This window comes from Dialister sp. i34-0019-2H8, assembly GCF_042846925.1.
Lineage (GTDB): Bacteria > Bacillota > Negativicutes > Veillonellales > Dialisteraceae > Dialister.
The window spans coordinates 367,037-386,671 of sequence record NZ_BAABYQ010000001.1 but is presented as its reverse complement, the minus strand read 5'-3'; the positions used below and the strand labels follow the sequence as shown (position 1 = coordinate 386,671).

Here is a 19,635-nt window from a genome sequence, read left to right as displayed (position 1 = left end):
ACTTCGTTCGAAATGGCGTCTCACTGGATTTTCGCGTCGCTTCACTTCTAAAAATCCAGTTCGCTTGCACAAGCCCTTCGGGCAGCTCCCCCGATGGGGAGCCAAGAACGTTCTTCCGCTTAACTTAATAGCATTACCCGAAAGGGGCGGATAGGGTGACTATGGTATGAAAGACAGCCGAGATAAGGTTTCCCGGTCACTCCTATGAGAGCTGCAAGTCCCCGCGGCAGATGGAAAGCGAAAATGAGATGATCGTTATTTCACATCGCCTTTTCTTCTTACTTAATGAATCCGACCTCTTTGCTGATACGTTCGATTTCTTTTCCTTTTCTCTTGTTGTATTCCACTTTCATTTCTTCGAAGTAGTTTCTTCCATACGAATCGATAGATACGATCAGCGGGCCGAATTCTTTGACATGGCAGTGCCAGAGGGTTTCCGGCATGCCCAGATCCTTCCACTGGGCTTCGACGATTTCCTCGACCTCTTTAGCGGCAACGACGGCATTGCCCGCAGGGAATACGCAGTGGATCGCACCAAATTCCTTACAGCCGCGCTCGGTATTTTCGCGCATGCCACCTTTGCCTACGATGACGCGGACGCCGGTCGTTTTGATGAATTCATACTCGAATTTCTCCATACGCATGGATGTGGTCGGGCCGACGGAGACCATTTCATAAGTCCCGTCATCATGAGGTCGAATGATCGGTCCGGCATGGAGAATGGCCTCGTCTCTGACATCGACAGGGATCTCCCGTCCTTCTTCGACGACGCGGCGATGAGCCACGTCACGACAGGTGGTGAGATCCCCGGAGAGATACACAATGTCTCCGATATGAATATCTTTCAGATCTTCTCTGGAAATCGGAGTAACCAGGATTTTTTTATCTTCTTTCACGATGACAGCCATGATAGTCTCCCTTCCTTATTTCTCTTCATATACGAAATGGCTATGGGTATCGGTGGTAAAGTTTAGGTCTTTATCGAAAATGATATGACCGCGGCGATGGCTCCAGCAGCCTACATTCAGCGCACAGCCGATGACGGATGGATGGCGTGCCGTATTCTCGATATGGACACCCATGACAGAGTAGTGCCCGCCCATGCCCTGCGGTCCAAGGCCGAGTGCATTGATGCCATCTTCTAAGAGTTTCTCCATCTTGGCAGCTCTTGGATTGTCGCTGTGGCTGTCTACCGGACGCATGAGGGCTTTCTTGGAGTTCAGCGCTGCTGTCTCGACAGAGGTGCCGACACCGATACCGATCAGGAGCGGCGGGCAGGCATTGAGCCCATAAGAAGTCATGCGGTCCATGACAAATTTCACAATACCTTCATAGCCTTCGCCAGGCATCAGCACGGTCGCACAGCCGGGAAGCGAGCAGCCGCCGCCGGACAGGTAGGTGTAGATCTCACACTGATCCGAATGGGGGATGATATCCCACCAGACAGTCGGCGTCCCCTTGCCGACATTCTTGCCTGTATTGTATTCATCGAAAGTCTCCACCGAGTTGTGGCGAAGCGGCGTCTCAAAGGTCGCCTGAATGGTGGCTTCGCGCAGCAGGTCTTCCAGTTCATTGATATAAGGGAATGCGGTGCCGCAGCGTACCCAATACTGCGAGACACCCGTATCCTGACAGGACGGGCGCTGCAGCTCTTCGGCGAGCCTCTGATTTCTAAACATCGTGCGATAAATGACCTTCGCAAGCGGATGGTCCTCTTTGTCGCGCAGTTCTTCCAGTTTCGCGATCACATCATCCGGCAAACGGATGGCGGTATGTCCCAGAAAATGAGCCATGACATCGGTCAGTTTTTCTACTCCAGTTTTCATTTGGATCCTCCTTCGATCAGCTGGCAGTTTTTCGCGTCTCAGCTGACCCTTTTACTTTATAGGAAGCTCTCACCGCTCCCCTTGACTGTCTGCAGTATAGTCCTCTTCCAGATAAAAATAAATTTCGGAATATTGAAGTTAGCTTCAGAAAAAACTATACTAAAAAGAAATGAAGGTTCAGGGTTCAGGTTGATGGGTTCAGGGTTGTGGTGGCAGCATTCCCCTTATGAGGAAGGGAGACCGCGCCAGCGGTGCTCGGGTGCTTACGTGAGTGTCACTGTGTTTGCAGACGCATTTTCCATTTTGCTCATCTGTCTTTCATGCCGCAGGTACCCTATCCGCCCCTTCGGGGCACCTTCCCCTTGAGGGGAAGGCTAAACCGGTGCGCGAAGCCGCCACCTTCATTCCTCATTCGAGAAGAGCTTTCATCCACAATCAAAAGGGGCGCTACGCCCTACGGGCTCCCCCCAATTTTCCCAAAGGAGTCTTCCCATGACCTTACAGCAGCTCACTTATTTCTGCGCCGTCTGCCGTTATCACAGCATCGTCCGCGCGGCGAAAGCCCTCTACATTTCCCAGCCGACGATTTCCACCGCCATCCATGAGCTGGAGAAAGAGTTCCACATTTCCCTTTTCCTTCACACACCGAACCGCATCCACCTGACGGAAGAAGGCGCCGCTTTTTATGAAAGAGCCAATGACCTCCTACAGCGCGCGAGGAATATGCAGGAGGAATTCAGTCAAGCCGCACTCTCCGTGCGTCCCATCCGTGTCGGCATTCCTCCGATCCTGTCCACCATCTTCCTTCCCGCGCTCTCTGATGCCTTCGAAGCGGTATGTCCTGTCCCGCTCGAGCTCTCCGAATGCGCCTCCCACCGCGCCGCCGAGCTCGTACAGGAGGAAAAACTGGACATCCTTTTGGGGAATCTCGATATATATAATCTGGAGCAGTACCACTACTATACGATGAAAGAGGATCACTATGTCTACTGCGTTTCCAAAAATCACCCCTTCTCGCATCTGACATCCGTCAGCCTGCCTGCCCTTTCTGAGGAAACGCTGCTCCTCTTCCACATGGACTCGGTACAGACACTCACCATCACCGCCGCCTTCCGCGCCCTCGGCCTCACGCCGCACGTGAAGCTCTACCTCAGCCAGCTGACGACGATGATGAACTATCTGGAAAGCGGCCGCTGCGGTGCCTTTCTCTACTCGTCCATTCCCATTGATGAGGAGCGTTTCGTCCGCATCCCGGTCACGCCGGAAATCAGCACCAAGTTTGGCATCCTCTGGAAGAAGGGCATCTTTCTCCCTCATGGACTCGAAGAGTTTATCCGTTTTGTGAAAAGAAGGTATGTGAGGTGACTGGTAACTATGGAAACGCTTCGTCCCCCTCTTCCTTACACCGCTCGATTTCAGAAATCAGACTTCAGACGGATGTGCCGCAGCCCCCTTCCCCAATCGTTGTATAATAGTAGGGTATAAATAAAGGAGGCCCTCATGAATACCAAAGAAACCATAGACGCCATTCTCGCGGAGACAGGCAAAGCCGTCCTGGGCAAGGACGATGTACTCCGCCGTATACTGACCGCCATCTTGGCAGGCGGCCATATCCTGATCGATGACATCCCCGGCGTGGGCAAGACGACCATGGCCGTCGCCTTCACCCGCACGCTCGGGCTTGACTACAAGCGTATGCAGTTCACCCCCGATGTCCTGCCCTCGGATATCACGGGATTTTCCATGTACGACAAAGCCTCCGGCAGCTTTCGCTACGTGGCCGGCAGCGCGATGACGAATTTCTTCCTCGCCGATGAGATCAACCGCGCCTCCCCGAAGACACAGTCCGCGCTCCTTGAGGTCATGCAGGAAGGGCGCCTCTCGGTTGACGGCAAGACCTACACCGTCCCGCAGCCTTTCATCGTCATGGCGACGCAGAATCCTTTCGGCTCCTCCGGCACGCAGGAGCTCCCCGAGTCGCAGACCGACCGCTTCATGATCCGCATCACCGTCGGCTATCCGTCCCGTGAGAACGAGATCGAGATCCTGAAGGGCAGCCGCCGGAGCGCCGCCTTGTCCCTCAGCGCCGTCATCACGCCCGATGACCTTCTTTCCCTTAGAAAACAAGCCGCAGAGGTCCACGTCGAAGACAGCCTCTTCGCCTACATGGTGGATATCGCCGCTGCTACCAGAGAAAGCCATGACATCTCGCTCGGTATCTCTCCGCGCGGCACGATGGCGCTTTCCGCCATGACCCGCGCCCATGCCCTCATGGAGGGCAGAGCTTACGCGACTCCGGATGACGTCCTCGCCGTCGCCCCCTACACCCTCTCCCACCGTATCACCCTTTCCGGCGATGCCCGCTTTGCCGGAAAGACCGCAGCGAGCGTGCTCGATGATATTTTGAAATCCGTCCCCATGCCGGAGCTGGTGTAATAGCGGGTGACTGGGGACTAGTGACTTGTGACTGGGGACTAGTGACTTGTGACTGGGGACTAGGAAACTCTCTCGTATCGTCATTTCGAGCGTAAGCGAGAAATCTTTGTCATTCGCGACCAAGCAAGCGATGTTTGGTACTCTCAAACGGGAAACCTTCTATCCACTTCCTTTCGGGCATCGCCCCATATATACTCCGCGGCGCTTCTATATTTTTATGCGCCGCACCACCATTCCTCATTCCTCATTTTCCTGAACCCTGAAGTTTGAAAGCAGAAAAACAATCTCCCCTTTATGAGAATCCTCATAGGTTAAACAGGTTCTGAAGGTTCAAAAGGTTCACAGGTTTCTCATCTTCCGTAAATACCGTATATTTCAAAACTCCGCGGTGCTTCCCTGTTTTTATGCGCCGTACCTTCACTCCTCACTCCTAACTTGACTTAGAAGTTGACTTACATGCCAGTTATTTGGAAAACGCAATACGAGTGACTTGCACACGACTTTCGGGTCTCGCCCCGTTTCGTCATCCTGAGCGGTTGAAAACGTCGCTTGTTTGTCAAGCGGTGCGCAAAAAAGCTGAGGCCTGAGTCGAAGGATCGCGGCGAAGCCGCCACCTTCATTCCTCATTCCTAATTTCTCATTCCTAATTTTCCCGAACCCTGAACCCTGAACCCTGAACCCTGTAAAGCAGTGTACATCTTATGAACTATCTATCTTATCTCTTTCTTGTCATCATCGCCCTTCTCTTGATGATCCTCTACGACTTATACGCAGCCTTCCTGCTCGCCGCCACGCTCCTTCTGGTGCCGCTCCTTGCACTTTTTCTGGGATATGCGGCGCGCCGATCGGTATCGGTGACGTTTTCTGCCCCGCACCGCGCACATAGAGGAGCGGCCGCCGAAGTATGCCTCACCGCCAAAGGCCGCTTCCTCCCCCTTGTCTCTTCGCTCACGGCAACGATGGCAGGGAAGGAATACGACAGCTATGAAACAGAGAAGGATGAGACACGCTTCTATTTCCGGGTAGACACCGCGCATGCGGGACGCATCACGCTCCCCGCTCCCCGCCTTTCCTGGAAAGACCCGTTCGGACTTTTCCATTTCCAAAAAGACACGAAAGCCGCCACGCTCCTCGTCCTGCCCCGTCCGATGGGTGACTACGCACATACGCTGAAGAGTCTCCTTCGACTCTCCGGCAGTGAAGAGGTGGAATACTTCGGCGCGACGCCCTACCAGCCGGGAGATAATCCCCGCCTCATCAACTGGAAGGTCACGGCCCGCACAGAGGATGTCTATGTCCGTGACCGCATGCCCGCAGACGATGCGCGCCTTATCCTCGTGGCAGACTATGAAGAGGATGATGCGCTGCGGGATCTTCTCGCCGATGCGCTCCTTTCCTGCGGCCTCGCTCTCACGGCAGCGCATATGCCTTTCCGTTTCGCCTGGATGACGATCCATGGCGAGGAGATCATCACCTCCGTCAAGGACAAGGCAGGCTGGGAAGAGGCTGTCGCCACCTTCCTGGGAGAGGGCGGCGGCGACGCGCTGAAGACGAGCCATCTCTCTCCGTATATTCCGATCTGCTACCTGACAGGAAATCCTACGCCTGCCATTTCGCCCGTTCTGCACCCCTCCATCTGGTGCGTGCGTGATGCCAAGGGCGCTGCCCTTTCCGGAAAAGCCGCCATTGCCCGCGCGCTGGGAGGTGAAGCATGATGACACACCTCCTCTCTTCTCTCGGCGCCTTCGGCGCTTCTTATGCTCTCTTCTCCTACTTCGGTAGCGGTGCGCTTCCCTATGCGATCTGCGCTGCGTTCCTTGCGCCTCTTCTTTCTTTCGCTCTTTCCAGACTGCCCGGCAGGCACCGGCTGCCACTTCTTGCGCTCCTTGCCCTCCTCCTTCTCTCGCTCCCGCTCCTTGTGAGAGATGCCTTCCTTTCGAGCCTCCTCTCTGCGCTCATTCCTCTCGTCGATACGCTCAAAGAGCCATATGACATTGACATGACTGCGCCGCTTGCGAAAGCCATCGCAAGCCCGGCTCTTGCCAAAGGGTGGCTCGCCTGCCTTCTCTCCCTCTTCTTTACGGCCGGCGCATGGTCGAAAACGGCCCGTGCGATGGCAGCGCTTCTTTCCTTTTTCCTCATTCTCTTCGGCTTCTACTTCGGCGTGAACCCGCCCGCTCTCGCCATTCTTTGCTGCGCCTCCTACGACCTTTCCGTCTTTGCCTCTCTCAAAAACCACGGACTCGGCATGCCGGAGATCCCCACCTTCGCTCTGACCCTGCTTCTGGGCGCAGGGCTTCTCCTCGTATTCCCGGAAAGCCGGTATGAGCAGCCGGCGATCTTCTCCCATATGCAGGAGAAGATCATCGGCTGGACTGACCCCTATGACCCGATCTTCCACGCTGGTAATGCCTACACGGGCATGATGAAGGGCGCTGCCGGACATCAGCGCCTCGGCAGCAGTGCCAGCATCCGTTATACCGGCCGTGTCATCGCAGACATCGAAGCGGCAAACGATAAGCACCTCTACATTCGAAGCTGGACCGGCGGCCTCTACGAAGACAGCCGCTGGAAGGACTTCCCGGACAGCACCTACGATGGGACAGAAGCCCTCTTCTCCAAGAACCAGGGCGAATGGTACGACCAAGGGGCATGGCTCATGGAGGTCGCAGCCAGAAATCCATCGATCTCCCAAAAGCTCTTGAACTACACCCAAGAAAATGACCTTTCCGCCTTCAAAAAGCCCTTCACCCTCGCGGCCCTCTACGAAAAGAGCCGCTTCCTGCTCCTCCCCTATGATGCCGACTTCGGCGGTCCCTACTTCCAGTATGACCGCTCTCCGATCTCCCGCGAGGGCAAGGCCTACAGCACCGACGTATGGGAGTTCCCTGCCGGCGCGCTTCTCTCCATGATGGCACGCGAATCCATCTCCGACCCCTACTACACGACGTATATAGAAGCCGAGAAACGCTATCGCAACTTCGTCTACGCGCACTACCTCACCATTCCGGAAGAAACACGCGACGCCATCGCCTCGCTGGGCAAGATCCGCCCCGCCCAAAGCCTTTCCGAGAAGCGCGCACGCATCGACGCCATCCGCCATTTCTTGGAAACGAACTACACCTATACGAAGAATCCGGGCAGAACGCCTGCGGATAAAGACTTTATCTCCTACTTCCTGACCGAAAGCAGGAAGGGCTACTGCACCTCCTTTGCCTCTGCCGCCGTCATGCTGCTCCGCGCCTCGGGGATCCCGGCCCGCTACGTAGTCGGCCTTTCCGTAGACAGTGAAGATCTCCGCAGCGCCCCTCTGACGAAGGAAGGGCTCCACGCCCTCTCCGTCAATGATCACCACGCCCACGCCTGGGTCGAAGTCTATGTCGATGGCCTCGGCTGGCGTCCCTGTGAAATGACCCCGGGCAAAGAGAGAGCGGAGAATCCCTTCCCGATCCCGCCCGACAAGCAGAAAAATGAACAGGGCGCACCGGACAAACCGGCTGACGAGAAAAACACACGTGAGGAAGCGCCGAAAGAGCAGCCGCCTGCGCCGCAGCGACCACAACAGCAACCGCACCAGCAACCAGAGCAGCAGCCGCAGGGACAGCCCCCGCTCTCTCAGCCGAGGACGCCGGACGCCCCTGTTTCCCGCCCGCTTCTCCCGATGCTTCTCACCTTCCTGCTCGTGCTTGCACTTCTTTCCGCCTATCCGCTCTACCGCATGACAGCCGCCTCCCGCCTTCTCGCCAAAGCACTCACGGATGACGCCCACTTCAAGGGCCTCATCACCTACACGGAACGCCTCTCCCACTGGGCAGGCCTTCCGACCCGCGGCTCCTACGAAGACAGGAAATCTGCTCTCGCCAAAGACCCGCGCTTCGCCCCCTTCGCCCTCATGCTGGATCTTCTGGTCACCGCTCGCTTCTCGGGAAAACCGCTGACAGAAAGCGAGAAGGCCGACATCCTTGCCATCGTGAGAGAAGCAAGGAAGCAATGCCTCAAAGGACTTTCTCTGACGGAAAAGGAGAAATTCCTGTGGAAAAAATTGTGATTCATCACTTAGGATTAGGAATTTGAAGCACCAAGTGACTGGTGACTGTCAACTGGTATTTGCGTTTTCCCATGAACCAGTAGATAGGCTGCTGCTTGTTTATAGTGAAATGTGCTTATATAAAGAGGAATATTGGGGAAGCCCTATAAATATTGCCCCCCTTCCACCACTTCTCACTTCTAACTTTTGAAAGGACTTCCATGGATATACTATACATCATCTGGTTCGACGTGCTCCCCATCCTGGTCTTTCTGGGCGGCGGATGGTTTCTGGCGGGCAAGTTCAAGATCGAGGTCAAGACCTACGAGATCGTCATCACGCGCGTGGTACTGCCCTGCTTCGTCTTTTTCAACCTGTATCAGGTACCGCCTACCGCCTCTGATCTCCTCCTGCTTCCTGCGGCGCTTCTTCTGACAGCGATCCTTTTCGTGCTGTCAGCGCTTCTTGCCAAAGGGCTCTCCCAAGAGCCATCCCTGCGGCAGGCCATCTGCGGCATGGCCTCCTGTCCGAACGTCTGCTACCTTGGCGGCGTCCTCACCTACCTCACCTTTTCCCACCTGCCCTTTGCCTCCGCCAGCGAAGCAGCGGAGCTTCCGAAAGCGCTCGCGCTCCTGTCTCTCCTCATGACCTTTTCCCACCTGCTTCTCCGCACGGTCGGACACGCCATTGTAAGTAAGGAGTCCTCTTCCCTCTCATCTCTCCTGCTTCGCGCGCTTACGACCCCTGTCCTCTACGGCGCGCTTCTTGCCTTTGCTGCTGCGCACTTCGACATCCCGCTGAAAGGCACCTTCCTCTATCCCGTGCTGCACCACTTCACCGGCGCCTTCATGGTACTGACTGCTGTCACGACCGGCGTCATGATCCGACGCAGTCACTGCTTCACGGTCAGCAAAGACATCCTCCTTCCCGCACTGGTGAAGCTCCTCGTATCGCCGCTTCTGGCACTGGGGCTTCTCGCCGTTTTTCCTTCGATGGATGACCTGGCCAAAGAGATCCTTCTTCTCTTTGCCGCCATCCCCTGCGCCATGGATTTCTCCATGGTGGGCACCACCAGCGCGCAGAAGTCTATCTTCCAGAGATCCCTGATGACGCAGATGTCACTTTCCATCCTTACCCTTCCCCTTGTGATTTTCCTCTGCCGGCTCTTCTTCCCGGCTTCCATGTAAGGAGGCAGACATGGCTTTCCTGCAAATCATTTCCGATAATATCGTGCCGCTTCTGGTCTTCGTCGCCATCGGCTACCTGCTCGATCTCAGATACCATCTCGATGTCATCTCGCTCAATAAGCTCACCTTCTTCGTCGTGCTCCCGAGCTTCATCTTCTACAGCATCTACGTCGCAGAGATCGATATGACACTCCTGAACGTCTTTCTGATGGCATTCGTCCAGATGTTCCTCATCGCCCTTGCCGCCTGGTCCTACGGGAAATTCCGCGGGATGCCCGTAGGGAAGATCGAATGCCTCAAAAACGGCACCATGTTCTCCAATAACGGAAACATCGGCATCGCCCTGATCGCTCTCGTCTTCGGCAATGCCCCCTACGTCATCGATGGAGGGACGCCCTACCTCGCACAGGCGAGCGCCTGTGCCACCATCCTCCTCGTACAGATGAATATGACACTGAATACGCTGGGCCTCTATCAGGCCGGCAAAGGGAAACTGACACCACGCGATGCGATCTCCGTCATCTTCCACATGCCCGTCATCTACACACTCGTCGCCGTCTTCACCATCAAATTCTCCGGCTTCGACATGACACAGGTCTTTCTCTGGCCTGTCTTTGAAAACTGTGCCAATGCCCTCGTCTCCATCGTCATGCTTGCCCTCGGCATCCAGATCCATCGGAGTACCATCGTCTTTCGAGACATTGATGCCTGGGTCGGCTGTACAATTCGCCTCGTCATCGCTCCGCTTCTGGCCTACCTTCTCCTTCTGGTCTCTGACCTCGCAGAACTTCACCTGTCCCCTGTCCTGAAGCAGACCATCCTCATCATGGCCTCCGTCCCCGGCGCCGTGAATTCCGTCCTCTACGCTGTCGAATTTCACAATTTTGAAGACTTCGCGACCGAGCTCGTCATGATGAGCACCTTCCTCTCCTGCATCACCATGACCGGCGTCATCTACCTGGCGCGTGTCCTTTTCCCGATCGGGTAGGAGATGGTTGAGACGTTAGACGTTAGACATTAGACGTTAGACATTAGACATTAGACTTCAGACTTCAGACTTCAGACTTCAGACTTCAGACTTCAGACTTCAGACTTCAGACTTCAGACTTCAGACTTCAGACTTCAGGATAAAAGGCCCGTGATTCTCTCGATGGAGAATCACGGGCCTTTTATCCTATTTGCGTTCAATCATCTGTAGTCTGACGTCTGCTATCTACGCCTAATTTCCAATCCCTAGTCACTAATCCCCAGTCACTAGTCCCATCCTACGGCACAAACTTATATCCCACGCCCCAGATGGTCAGGATATGCTTCGGATGCGCCGGATCCTTCTCCACCACCTCACGGACGCGATTGATATGTACGGGGACGGTCGCCGTATTGCCGAGCGAATCCATCCCCCAGATGCGCGTATAGAGGGTTTCGCGGCTGTACACGACATCGGGATGAAGCATGAGGTACTCCAGCAGCTTGAATTCCTTATTCGGCAGCGTTTTCTCCTCGCCGCGGACGAAAACGCGGTGGGTATCGGACTCGAGTGCGATGTCGCCGAGCGTGATGCGCTGGCCCTCCTTCGGCTTCCCTTTGAGGCGCTCATACTGCGCGAGCTGCGACTTCACCTTCGCGACCAGGACGCCGGGGGAGAATGGTTTCTCGATATAGTCATCAGCACCAAAGCCCAGCCCCCGGATCTGATCGATGTCCGTCCGCTTCGCCGTGACCATCATGATCGGAATGTCCAGCTTGTCCCTGAGCTTCCGGCAGATCTGGAAGCCGTCCATCCCCGGCAGCATGATATCCAGAAGGATCAGGTCATAGTCACTCGAGAGGGCCTCCGTCAGCCCCCTTGTCCCGTTGATTTCCACATGCACCTGGTACCCGCTGACCTCCAGATAATCCTTCTCAATGGATGCAATATCTTCATCATCTTCTACGATCAGTATACGTTTCATGAATGTTCCTCCTTCGGGAAAGAAATCTGAACAGAGAGTCCATGCGGCTTGCGATTTTCCATCGAGAGCGAGCCGTGCATGAGACGAACCGCCCGATACACGATGGCAAGCCCGAGCCCGCTCCCCTTGTCGGTGTGGCTTCTCGCCTTGTCCGTCCGGTAGAAGGCCTCGGTCAGCCGCGGAAGCGCCTCTTCCGGGACGCCGCTCCCGTTGTCTGTGGCAGTGAGCAGGACGCGATCCCCGCGGCTTTCCACCCGGACGTCGATCTTCACCCGCTCTTCCTTTTTGTAGCGGATGCTGTTCGTGATGAGATTCTCCAGGATGCGCTGCAGCAGGAGCTCATTGCCCGCCATTTCCACGTCTTCTTCTTTTTCGATGTGGAAATCCGCCCCCTGCTTCTCCCAGAGAAGACGGTTCTCGTCGATGAAATCCTGCGTCAGCCGGGAAAGGTCGATGCGCTTTTGCGGGAGCGCCCTCTCCCCCAGATCCATCTTTGTCAGAAGCAGCAGCTGCTCGATCAAGCGTTCCAGAACTTCCGATTTCTTCTCGATCACGCGAAGGTAGCGCTCCTCTTTCTCCGGTGTATCCGCCACATGGTCGAGAAGCCCCTCCACATACGCGCGGATCGAGGTAAGCGGCGTCCGGATATCATGTGAAATGCTCGCGATGAGCTCCTTGCGCTTCGCCTCATCCTCTTCCCGAGCGCGAAGCAAATCTGAGAGCTTGTCCGTCATCAGATTGAAAGCAGAAATCGCCGGCGTGAATTCATCCTGTCCCTGATGCGTAAGACGCACCGACAGATTTCCCTGCTGCACCGCCTGCGCCCCGCGCTCCAGCTCATGCAAAGGCGCAAGGATCCGCCGCACGATGAATCGAGACAGCCCATAACTCGCGAGTACGATGAAAACGATAAGCATGACCACGATGAATCGATTGCTCGCATGGAATGCCTGCTCGATCGCCGCATCGCTCCGGTTCACCGGCTTGTGCGACAGCATGTAGAGGTGGTACACATGCCCGCCGACCACACTCCGCTCCATGAACGAGTACTGCCCCATCCGCGTGCGACTGTATGTCCCATTGATGCCGCCATCATCCAGCTCCTGCTGCACCTTCTTCTGCTTCAGGTCATCCACCAGTCGCTGCATCGCGTCATTGCCATACTGCAGCAGGATGGCTCCGTCCCGATACAGCACCACATACGAATCGATCGGGTCCATGACATCCAGCACCCAGCGGTCCTCATGCGGGTCCCTGCCATGGCGGATATTATGGAAAATCGACGTCCGCACCGCCTGGCTCATCACCTGAAACTGGAAATCACTCTCCGCCATCACATGATTCCCGCTCTTCGCGTACAGGTACAGCCCCAGAAACGAGGACAGCAGCACAAAGAACGTCATCAGAAACGGCAGAATGCACATCGAGACATGCGACAGGATAAGGCTCTTCTTGATCGTCATAGGAACTCCTTGAGGGTAGTGGCTAGGGATTAGGGATTGGGGTTCAGGGTTAGCCCCTGGGGCGGCTCGTCCCTTGATTGCGTGCGAAAGAGGTTCAGCAGGTTCTATGGGTTCAAGAGGTTCAAAGGGGTTGGTGCGGCGCATCATAATAAGAAAGCGCCGCCGATGTTAAAATAGCGCTACGCGCCGTCGTCAGAGGGGCGTAGCCGAGGAATCTTTTCCGTTTGCGGTCAAACAATTCATATGAGCAAAACAAGAAACGGGAAACCTGTCATCCCCAATTCAAATTCGCTTCGCGAATTTTGCGATGCTTCGCATCGCCATCATCCGGCGGTTACGCGCGTACCGTTTTTCTAAACTCCGCGGCGCTTTCATTATTTTATGCGCCGCACCACAACCCCGAACCCTGAACCCTTTTTTCTTCATCATAAGCAATCCCTCCTCATCCCGCAACCCTGATTTCTACAGTTTATATTTCCTTAAATCATTCCTGCATGATTCTTCATCTCCCTGGGATACAGTATGGATAACGAATGAACGATATTTTCCCAAGGAGGCCCTATGTACACCACGCTTCGCAAGCACCCCTACCTCACGCTTCTTATGTGTTCCCTCTTCCTCTACCTCATCGGCAACCAGCTCCTCCCCGTCACCGACACCGCCGAGTCGAACTACGCCGTCACCGCGAAAGAAATGGTTCTCTCCGGCGACTGGATCTCCCCACAAATCTACGGACACTACTGGTACGACAAGCCCATCTTCTACTACTGGGAGCTGGCACTTTCCTACGCGCTCTTTGGCTTCAATGAAATGGCATCCCGCCTGCCCGCCGCCCTTCTCGGGAGCGCCTCCGTCCTCTTCACCTACTGGTTCACCCGCCGCGTCTACAACGAAAAAATCGGCTGGCTCTCCGCCATCATCCTTGGCACCTCCGTCGAGTGCTGGCTCCTCTCGAAAGCCATCATCACCGACACGACCCTCTTCCTCTTCATGAGCATGGCGATCGCCTTCTTCTACCTGGGCTATGCCGAAAACAGAAGGTACTACTACCTCTGCTACATCGCCGCCGCCTTTGCCGTCCTCACCAAGGGCCCCATCGGCCTCCTCCTTCCCGGTCTTGCCGCCCTGCTTTTCCTTTCCTATAACAAAGACCTCAGCGAAATGAAGCACGTCCATCTCTTCTCCGGCCTCGCCCTCTTCACCGTGATCACCGGTGCCTGGTACGGTCTCATGTGCTACCTTCACGGCTCCGATTTCCTCTTGAACTTCCTCGGCGTCCACAATTTCCTTCGCGCCACCGTCTCCGAACACCCGACCAAGAATACATGGTACTTCTACCTCATCATCTACTTCATCGGCTTTGCCCCCTGGAGCTTCACCATCCCCTACAGCCTCTTTAAGAAATGGAAACGCAAAGAGCTCGATCTCCGAAATTCCACGAATGCGACACAGCTCCTCTTCATCTACTTCGCCGTCGTAAATATTTTCTTCGAACTCATCGCGACCAAGTACACCACCTACACCTTTCCCGGCCTCTTCTCCCTCTCCATCCTGACCGCCATTCTTTACCAGAACCTCACCTTACGCTTTGAGAAAATCGGCTGCGCAGCCATCGCCATTTACACCATCCTCACCCTCTTCTTCGCCCCCGGCCTCATGCTCACCCGCTCCGGAAAAGAGGCCGGACAGGCACTCGCCCAGATGGACACCACCGGCAAGACCATCGCCTTCCTTCATGACTACCGCACCTCCACCGTCTTCTACAGTGGCAAAACCATCTACCGCGCAGAACCCGCTGACAAGATCGACGGCATGAAACCCGGTACTCTCTCTTGGAACGCGAAGAATGTCATGCCCTTCATCGCAGAAGAAGACCTCTTCCAGAGAGACAATGTGATCCTGATCGCCCAAGAAAAGAGCAAGGAGCCCTGCCTTGTCGCCTTCAAGGACGCCAACAAGGTCAGCGAATTTCACATTCCTGGTCTGTACGATCTCTGGATCCGCGAGCGTGCGTGAGGTGGGAGTGAGCTGGTGACTAGTAGCTAGGGATTAGGGATTAGGAGCCTCGAGTGACTAGTGACTTGAATACTACTTTCGGGCATCGCCTCACATATACTTCGCGGCGCTTCTTATTTTTATGCGCCGCACCATCCCCGCCGAACCCTCTGAACCTGTAGAACCCGCTCCTCCGCTTTCGCAAGTCATCAAAAGGCGACACGCCCCATGGGCTCACCCTCCTCCCTTTACTTTTTCGAAAAAATGCGATATACTATAAAACATCATCTATGGCGGTGTAGCCAAGCGCTAAGGCGTGGGGCCTGCAAGCCCCTTATCCCCGTGTTCAACTCCGGGCACCGCCTCCAACCATCCACTCCTGCATTCGCAGGAGTTTTTTGATATCAAAAACGGGCGATCTTTTATAAGACCGCCCGTTTGATATGTCAAGAAGACTTAGGAAGGGACTGCTCACTGGCCGCAGAAAAACCGCCAGTTATCTTTCCTGCCGCTTTCTCCTTGTCAGCAACAGGCATAGCCACTCTTCCCCGCAAGCTATGATGATGCGTATCATGATCGATGCCCTTCGGCTTAAAGACCATCAGCATGATCGAGCCAGCCACAATGAGCGCACCGCCAAACCATGAAGCCGGTGCCATAATTTCATCCCAAAAAGCCCAACCGAAAATCACATGAAATAAAATTTCACTATACATCAGAAAGGAAACAACCAGCGAATTGACATGCTGAAAGGCCCATGTCATGAACATCTGCGCGGACAAGGCAAAAAGTCCCAATCCGATAACAAAAAACCAGTCCCATCCTTCCGGCAAAATCCACGACTCATTGCCAGCCATCGACAGCCCCACAAGAATGCTGAAAATCTGAAAATAAAAAACGATTTCTGTATTGGAGCGGAACCCTTTCTCAGCGAGACGACTGATCACGATGTAGGCAGCTGCAGAAAAAAAGCCTCCACCAATGCCAAAAAGTGTATAGATATTAAAAGCATTAAAATTCCAAATTTGTACCACGCAAAGTGTCCCCACTGCAATGGCGAGCATCCCTGGAATCGCCTGACGAGGCAATTTTTCTTTCAAAAAAAGCGGTGACAGAAGGCACATAAAGAAAGCTGCCAGCTGCGAAAGAATCTGAGAATCACCAAGCGTCAGCCCTTCAATGGACAGAAAATAGAAAAAGAGGGCAATGCTTCCAAAAAGCCCTCGCAAACACAACATCCATTTATGCTTTCCCGAGAAGAAGTGCTCCTTCGTCTGCAAACAAAGAAGTGGAATAAAGAAAAGCCCGACGATGCCGCGAAAGAGCGTCATCTCTCCAGATGGCATCTCTGGAAGCCACTTGGCGCAAGCAGACATGAAGGTGAACGAGAGCGAGGCAAGTAACGTTGTCACGACCCCCATGGTAATGCTGCTGCGTTTTCGTTTCTTCGACCTCAAAGCCATTTTTAACCGTTTGAATGGCTGATATATCACCCTCGGTTGTTCCATCAAATCTGCCTCTTTTCTTTCTGCTTTCTTGATTATAATGTTTATATGAGAGCTGATTCAATGAACAATTTGTAATTTATGTGCTTTATTGTTCACTTTCTTTCATTTGTATTGGAAGCGAATAAACAAGACCTGCATGACTTCCCATAAAAAAAGAGGTCATCTTTGACTTCATCAAAGATGACCTCTTTTTATCCCTAGGGAAACACTGATTCAATCGTTGCCAGATTTTACTCTTGAATTTTTATGCATGGCGAGGAATAACCTGACGCGAATAGTGAGCTATTTAAGGAAGGCTATGACGAAGCTATGTATAAAAATTCTTGTAGAATCTGACTCTGCGATTGAATCAGCGTTTCCCTAGTCCTTCGGAACCGGACCATATTTATTTTTCTTATTCTGCCCCGGGAAGAAAGAAAGCAGAATGACCGCTGCCATGAAGATCACCGCGATCGTCCGTGTGGCTGTGAGCTGCGAACCCAGGTACTCTCCTCCGAGCTGATTGATAGCAAAGAGGATCGCGAAGAAGATCCAGTAATAGATATGAGAAAGCCCCAGATCTGACATACGCCGCATCGCAAGGCTGATGAGGGAAATGAAGCAGAGCGTCCCCAGGATCAGAAACGTCATGATGTATACATTCGCATCTCCCACAAAAAGCTCAGGCTTGAAGCAGGTGAAGGCGAACATGAAGGCAGCCGGAATGCCGACGGTCAGCATCTTGGGGATATAGGATCTGCGACTGATACGACCCACGGGATCAAAGAACGTGGAAAACAGGCGTCCCAAAGGTCCCTTTGCCTGTTTCTTTTCTTCTGCTTCGACAGCCGCCTGATCAGAAAGCGCTTTCGCTGCCTCGCTGTCCATGAGAGCGATCGTGAAGCTCTTGTCTCCCTTCGCCGGGCGTGTCACAAAGATCGAGGTCACGGTATCTGCGAAAATATCCATCGCGCTTGACGCCTGCGCTTCGCCCGCTTCCTTCGTGAGTGCCTCTATCAGCGCCGCTCTCTTCTCCGACGGAAGCTCCGCGTAGATCGCTGCGGTCTTCTTACGGTAAATGCAGACGCCCGTGAGGGAGATCTCTTCCCCGTAGAAAGATGCCTTCTCATCGCCTTCCGAGAGAGAATAGAACGCAGTGTTCTTCTCTTCGTCCCGACTCTCCTCGGTGCATGTGAAGTGATTTGCGATCATCCTAAGCGAGTCTCCGAGCCGGAGTGCGCCGATCTTTCTCGTCTTTCTCTTCTTTCCCCCTGTTACGGCCTTACCCGCAGTCTCAGAGATATCCGGAATATCAAAATTCATTGCCATAGCCATCACCTGTTTTCTAAAAATTTTCACTGTACCTATTATACCTTCTTGCCGGCAGGAAAGAAATAAAAAAGAAGCCGCTCCGGAGAGCAGCCTCTTTTTCATTTTGTATTAGTCCACCAGGGCAATGATGACCTGAGGAGCGTTGTCGCCGAGACGAGCTTCTACCTTGACAATGCGGGTATAGCCGCCATTGCGTTCGGTATAATTCTTAGCGATTTCGTCAAACAGTTTCTTTGTAACAGCTTTATCCATGATGTAAGCTTCAGCCTGACGACGAGCATGCAGATCGCCTCTCTTAGCGAGGGTGATCATCTTGTCTGCGACGTGGCGAAGTTCTTTGGCCTTAGCTTCCGTGGTGGTGATGCGGCCATACTGGAAAAGAGAAGTTACGAGACTGCGCAGCAGAGCCTTGCGAGCACCGCTGATTCTTCTGAGTCTACTACGTGCCATTTCTTTCCTCCTATAAAACTATCAATCCTTGGCGTTTCCATCCTTCAGACCAATTCCGAGGCCTTTGAAGTTTGTCAGTTTTTCTTTAATTTCATCTACCGATTTTTTACCAAGGTTGCGTACACGAGTCAATTCATCTTCTGTCTTATCCATCAGTTCGCCGATGGTATTGATCTCGGCTCTCTTCAGGCAGTTAAATGCACGAACGGACAGTTCAAGATCGTCGATCGGGAGTTCGCGGATCTTATCGATCTCGCTTCCCTCTACGCTGACATCAGTGTCCTGTGCTTCATCAGAAACAGCCGGGACTCTATTGTCCTGTGCGTCTCCGATGTTCAGGAAATTCGTGAAGCAGCTGATCAGGATGTCGGCAGCCGTTGCGACAGCATCGTCTGCATTGACGGATCCATCCGTATCCAGTTCAAGAGTCAGCTTGTCGTAGTCCATTTCATTTCCTACGCGGGTATCGCTGACGTTGTAGTTGCATTTAATGACAGGAGAATAAATGGAGTCGATCGGAATGACGCCGATGACGTCTTCCTCTCTTTTGTTCTTGGTGAAAGGAACATAGCCATGTCCACGATTGATGGTCATTTCCATGCCCAGATGAGCATCGGAATCCAGTGTGCAAATGACGAGATCCTTGTTGAGAACATCAATTTCTGCCGGTAACTTCATGTCGCCAGCATGGAAAATACCTTCTTCAGTGATATCGATACGAACTGTCATCGGGAAGACGGCTTCTTCGTGTGCGATGAAGCGGATCTTCTTCAGGTTCAGAATCATATCGGTTACATCTTCTTTGACGCCGTTGATAGTGGAAAATTCATGAAGCACGCCGTCGATTTTGATAGACGTAATAGCCACACCGTCTAAAGATGAAAGCAACACGCGTCTTAAACTGTTTCCCAGAGTAATGCCATAGCCTCTTTCGAGCGGTTCACACTCGAATTTGCCATGACGCTTATCATCGCTGAGTTCCACAGTCTTAATTGTGAAGCTTGTATTTTCGATCATCCGAAAGTCCTCCTTCTGCGCCTTGCAGCGCCAAAATGATACGCAAAGGGGTAATCCTTATACTCTTCTGCGTTTCGGAGGACGGCAGCCATTGTGCGGAATTGGGGTGACGTCCTTAATGCTGCTGACTTCGATGCCTGCTGCCTGCAGTGCACGAATAGCAGCTTCACGGCCTGCGCCCGGTCCTTTGACGAAAACGTCAGCGGAACGCATTCCCTGATCAATAGCGACTTTAGCAGCCTGTTCAGCTGCCATCTGTGCTGCGAATGGTGTGCTCTTACGAGAGCCTTTGAATCCGAGTCCGCCAGCGGATGCCCAAGCGATGGTATTGCCGTTGGAATCAGTAATCGTTACGATCGTGTTGTTGAAAGTAGAACGAATATGAGCTGCACCGGATTCTACATGTTTTCTTTCTTTTCTTTTTGCTTTGCTTTTTACCGTAGCCATGTTATCCCTCCTTCAA

General features: G+C 53.6%; 17 protein-coding genes and 1 tRNA gene. 8 read left to right on the top strand and 10 right to left on the bottom strand.

The genetic code is table 11. From position 1 onward, the window contains the following. Positions 1-278: 278 nt before the first annotated feature. Positions 279-908 (bottom strand): L(+)-tartrate dehydratase subunit beta, encoded by a 630-nt coding sequence (ttdB, locus tag ACGG9R_RS01530; RefSeq protein WP_390150633.1) that lies wholly within the window; start codon positions 906-908, stop codon positions 279-281. Between the two features lie 15 nt (positions 909-923). Beyond that, positions 924-1,826, bottom strand: coding sequence for a L(+)-tartrate dehydratase subunit alpha (gene ttdA, locus ACGG9R_RS01525; RefSeq protein WP_390150630.1), 903 nt, complete (start codon positions 1,824-1,826; stop codon positions 924-926). A 492-nt stretch (positions 1,827-2,318) separates the two neighbouring features. On the opposite strand from ttdA, the gene ACGG9R_RS01520 reads away from it, so the two are divergent. From ACGG9R_RS01520 to ACGG9R_RS01495, 6 genes are all read left to right on the top strand, one after another. Then, positions 2,319-3,191 carry a LysR family transcriptional regulator gene (locus tag ACGG9R_RS01520; RefSeq protein WP_390150627.1) on the top strand — a complete coding sequence of 291 codons (873 nt, stop codon included), beginning with the start codon at positions 2,319-2,321 and terminating at the stop codon, positions 3,189-3,191. 135 nt (positions 3,192-3,326) lie between these two features. Then, positions 3,327-4,262, top strand: coding sequence for an AAA family ATPase (locus ACGG9R_RS01515; RefSeq protein ID WP_390150625.1), 936 nt, complete (start codon positions 3,327-3,329; stop codon positions 4,260-4,262). Between the two features lie 701 nt (positions 4,263-4,963). After that, positions 4,964-5,977 carry a DUF58 domain-containing protein gene (locus ACGG9R_RS01510; RefSeq protein ID WP_390150622.1) on the top strand — a complete coding sequence of 338 codons (1,014 nt, stop codon included), beginning with the start codon at positions 4,964-4,966 and terminating at the stop codon, positions 5,975-5,977. After that, complete coding sequence (locus tag ACGG9R_RS01505; RefSeq protein WP_390150618.1) at positions 5,974-8,310, top strand: transglutaminase family protein; 2,337 nt, start codon at positions 5,974-5,976, stop codon at positions 8,308-8,310. The genes ACGG9R_RS01510 and ACGG9R_RS01505 overlap by 4 nt, the downstream gene beginning before the upstream one ends. A gap of 200 nt (positions 8,311-8,510) precedes the next feature. Further along, positions 8,511-9,476 carry a hypothetical protein gene (locus tag ACGG9R_RS01500; RefSeq protein ID WP_390150615.1) on the top strand — a complete coding sequence of 322 codons (966 nt, stop codon included), beginning with the start codon at positions 8,511-8,513 and terminating at the stop codon, positions 9,474-9,476. A 10-nt stretch (positions 9,477-9,486) separates the two neighbouring features. Further along, positions 9,487-10,464, top strand: a complete 978-nt coding sequence (locus ACGG9R_RS01495; protein ID WP_390150613.1) for an AEC family transporter — start codon at positions 9,487-9,489, stop codon at positions 10,462-10,464. 277 nt (positions 10,465-10,741) lie between these two features. On the opposite strand, the gene ACGG9R_RS01490 is transcribed toward ACGG9R_RS01495, so the two are convergent. The 3 genes from ACGG9R_RS01490 to ACGG9R_RS01480 all read right to left on the bottom strand — a co-directional run bounded on the left by ACGG9R_RS01490 (position 10,742) and on the right by ACGG9R_RS01480 (position 13,320). Then, positions 10,742-11,428: a response regulator transcription factor gene (locus ACGG9R_RS01490; RefSeq protein WP_390150610.1), complete on the bottom strand. Its 687-nt coding sequence runs from the start codon at positions 11,426-11,428 to the stop codon at positions 10,742-10,744. Continuing rightward, positions 11,425-12,891: a sensor histidine kinase gene (locus ACGG9R_RS01485; protein ID WP_390150607.1), complete on the bottom strand. Its 1,467-nt coding sequence runs from the start codon at positions 12,889-12,891 to the stop codon at positions 11,425-11,427. The genes ACGG9R_RS01490 and ACGG9R_RS01485 overlap by 4 nt, the downstream gene beginning before the upstream one ends. 282 nt (positions 12,892-13,173) lie before the next feature. Continuing rightward, the gene (locus ACGG9R_RS01480) at positions 13,174-13,320 is read right to left on the bottom strand and encodes a hypothetical protein (protein WP_390150604.1); all 147 of its coding nucleotides are present in this window, start codon (positions 13,318-13,320) and stop codon (positions 13,174-13,176) included. A 132-nt stretch (positions 13,321-13,452) separates the two neighbouring features. On the opposite strand from ACGG9R_RS01480, the gene ACGG9R_RS01475 reads away from it, so the two are divergent. Together ACGG9R_RS01475 and ACGG9R_RS01470 are read left to right on the top strand one after the other, a co-directional pair. Further along, entirely contained in the window at positions 13,453-14,907 is a 1,455-nt protein-coding gene (locus ACGG9R_RS01475; RefSeq protein WP_390150601.1) for an ArnT family glycosyltransferase, read from the top strand. A 271-nt stretch (positions 14,908-15,178) separates the two neighbouring features. Next, positions 15,179-15,254 (top strand) — tRNA-Ala (locus tag ACGG9R_RS01470). A 78-nt stretch (positions 15,255-15,332) separates the two neighbouring features. Here the strand turns inward: ACGG9R_RS01470 and ACGG9R_RS01465 are convergent. The 5 genes from ACGG9R_RS01465 to rpsK all read right to left on the bottom strand — a co-directional run bounded on the left by ACGG9R_RS01465 (position 15,333) and on the right by rpsK (position 19,619). After that, positions 15,333-16,394, bottom strand: coding sequence for a DMT family transporter (locus ACGG9R_RS01465; RefSeq protein WP_390155031.1), 1,062 nt, complete (start codon positions 16,392-16,394; stop codon positions 15,333-15,335). A gap of 360 nt (positions 16,395-16,754) precedes the next feature. Next, positions 16,755-17,702, bottom strand: a complete 948-nt coding sequence (locus ACGG9R_RS01460; RefSeq protein WP_390150599.1) for a DUF805 domain-containing protein — start codon at positions 17,700-17,702, stop codon at positions 16,755-16,757. Between the two features lie 111 nt (positions 17,703-17,813). Beyond that, positions 17,814-18,155, bottom strand: coding sequence for a 50S ribosomal protein L17 (rplQ, locus tag ACGG9R_RS01455; RefSeq protein WP_022105792.1), 342 nt, complete (start codon positions 18,153-18,155; stop codon positions 17,814-17,816). 21 nt (positions 18,156-18,176) lie between these two features. Beyond that, a complete protein-coding gene (locus tag ACGG9R_RS01450; RefSeq protein ID WP_022105791.1) occupies positions 18,177-19,172 on the bottom strand; it encodes a DNA-directed RNA polymerase subunit alpha in 996 nt (331 codons plus the stop codon). Between the two features lie 57 nt (positions 19,173-19,229). Beyond that, on the bottom strand, positions 19,230-19,619 hold the full coding sequence (gene rpsK / locus ACGG9R_RS01445) for a 30S ribosomal protein S11 (RefSeq protein ID WP_008859827.1): 390 nt from the start codon (positions 19,617-19,619) through the stop codon (positions 19,230-19,232). Between the last annotated feature and the right edge of the window lie 16 nt (positions 19,620-19,635).

Coding starts and splice junctions, on each gene's coding strand:
- ttdB (WP_390150633.1), bottom strand. CDS start 908: ATGGCTGTCATCGTGAAAGAAGATAAAAAAATCCTGGTTACTCCGATT.
- ttdA (WP_390150630.1), bottom strand. CDS start 1,826: ATGAAAACTGGAGTAGAAAAACTGACCGATGTCATGGCTCATTTTCTG.
- ACGG9R_RS01520 (WP_390150627.1), top strand. CDS start 2,319: ATGACCTTACAGCAGCTCACTTATTTCTGCGCCGTCTGCCGTTATCAC.
- ACGG9R_RS01515 (WP_390150625.1), top strand. CDS start 3,327: ATGAATACCAAAGAAACCATAGACGCCATTCTCGCGGAGACAGGCAAA.
- ACGG9R_RS01510 (WP_390150622.1), top strand. CDS start 4,964: ATGAACTATCTATCTTATCTCTTTCTTGTCATCATCGCCCTTCTCTTG.
- ACGG9R_RS01505 (WP_390150618.1), top strand. CDS start 5,974: ATGATGACACACCTCCTCTCTTCTCTCGGCGCCTTCGGCGCTTCTTAT.
- ACGG9R_RS01500 (WP_390150615.1), top strand. CDS start 8,511: ATGGATATACTATACATCATCTGGTTCGACGTGCTCCCCATCCTGGTC.
- ACGG9R_RS01495 (WP_390150613.1), top strand. CDS start 9,487: ATGGCTTTCCTGCAAATCATTTCCGATAATATCGTGCCGCTTCTGGTC.
- ACGG9R_RS01490 (WP_390150610.1), bottom strand. CDS start 11,428: ATGAAACGTATACTGATCGTAGAAGATGATGAAGATATTGCATCCATT.
- ACGG9R_RS01485 (WP_390150607.1), bottom strand. CDS start 12,891: ATGACGATCAAGAAGAGCCTTATCCTGTCGCATGTCTCGATGTGCATT.
- ACGG9R_RS01480 (WP_390150604.1), bottom strand. CDS start 13,320: ATGATGAAGAAAAAAGGGTTCAGGGTTCGGGGTTGTGGTGCGGCGCAT.
- ACGG9R_RS01475 (WP_390150601.1), top strand. CDS start 13,453: ATGTACACCACGCTTCGCAAGCACCCCTACCTCACGCTTCTTATGTGT.
- ACGG9R_RS01465 (WP_390155031.1), bottom strand. CDS start 16,394: ATGGAACAACCGAGGGTGATATATCAGCCATTCAAACGGTTAAAAATG.
- ACGG9R_RS01460 (WP_390150599.1), bottom strand. CDS start 17,702: ATGGCAATGAATTTTGATATTCCGGATATCTCTGAGACTGCGGGTAAG.
- rplQ (WP_022105792.1), bottom strand. CDS start 18,155: ATGGCACGTAGTAGACTCAGAAGAATCAGCGGTGCTCGCAAGGCTCTG.
- ACGG9R_RS01450 (WP_022105791.1), bottom strand. CDS start 19,172: ATGATCGAAAATACAAGCTTCACAATTAAGACTGTGGAACTCAGCGAT.
- rpsK (WP_008859827.1), bottom strand. CDS start 19,619: ATGGCTACGGTAAAAAGCAAAGCAAAAAGAAAAGAAAGAAAACATGTA.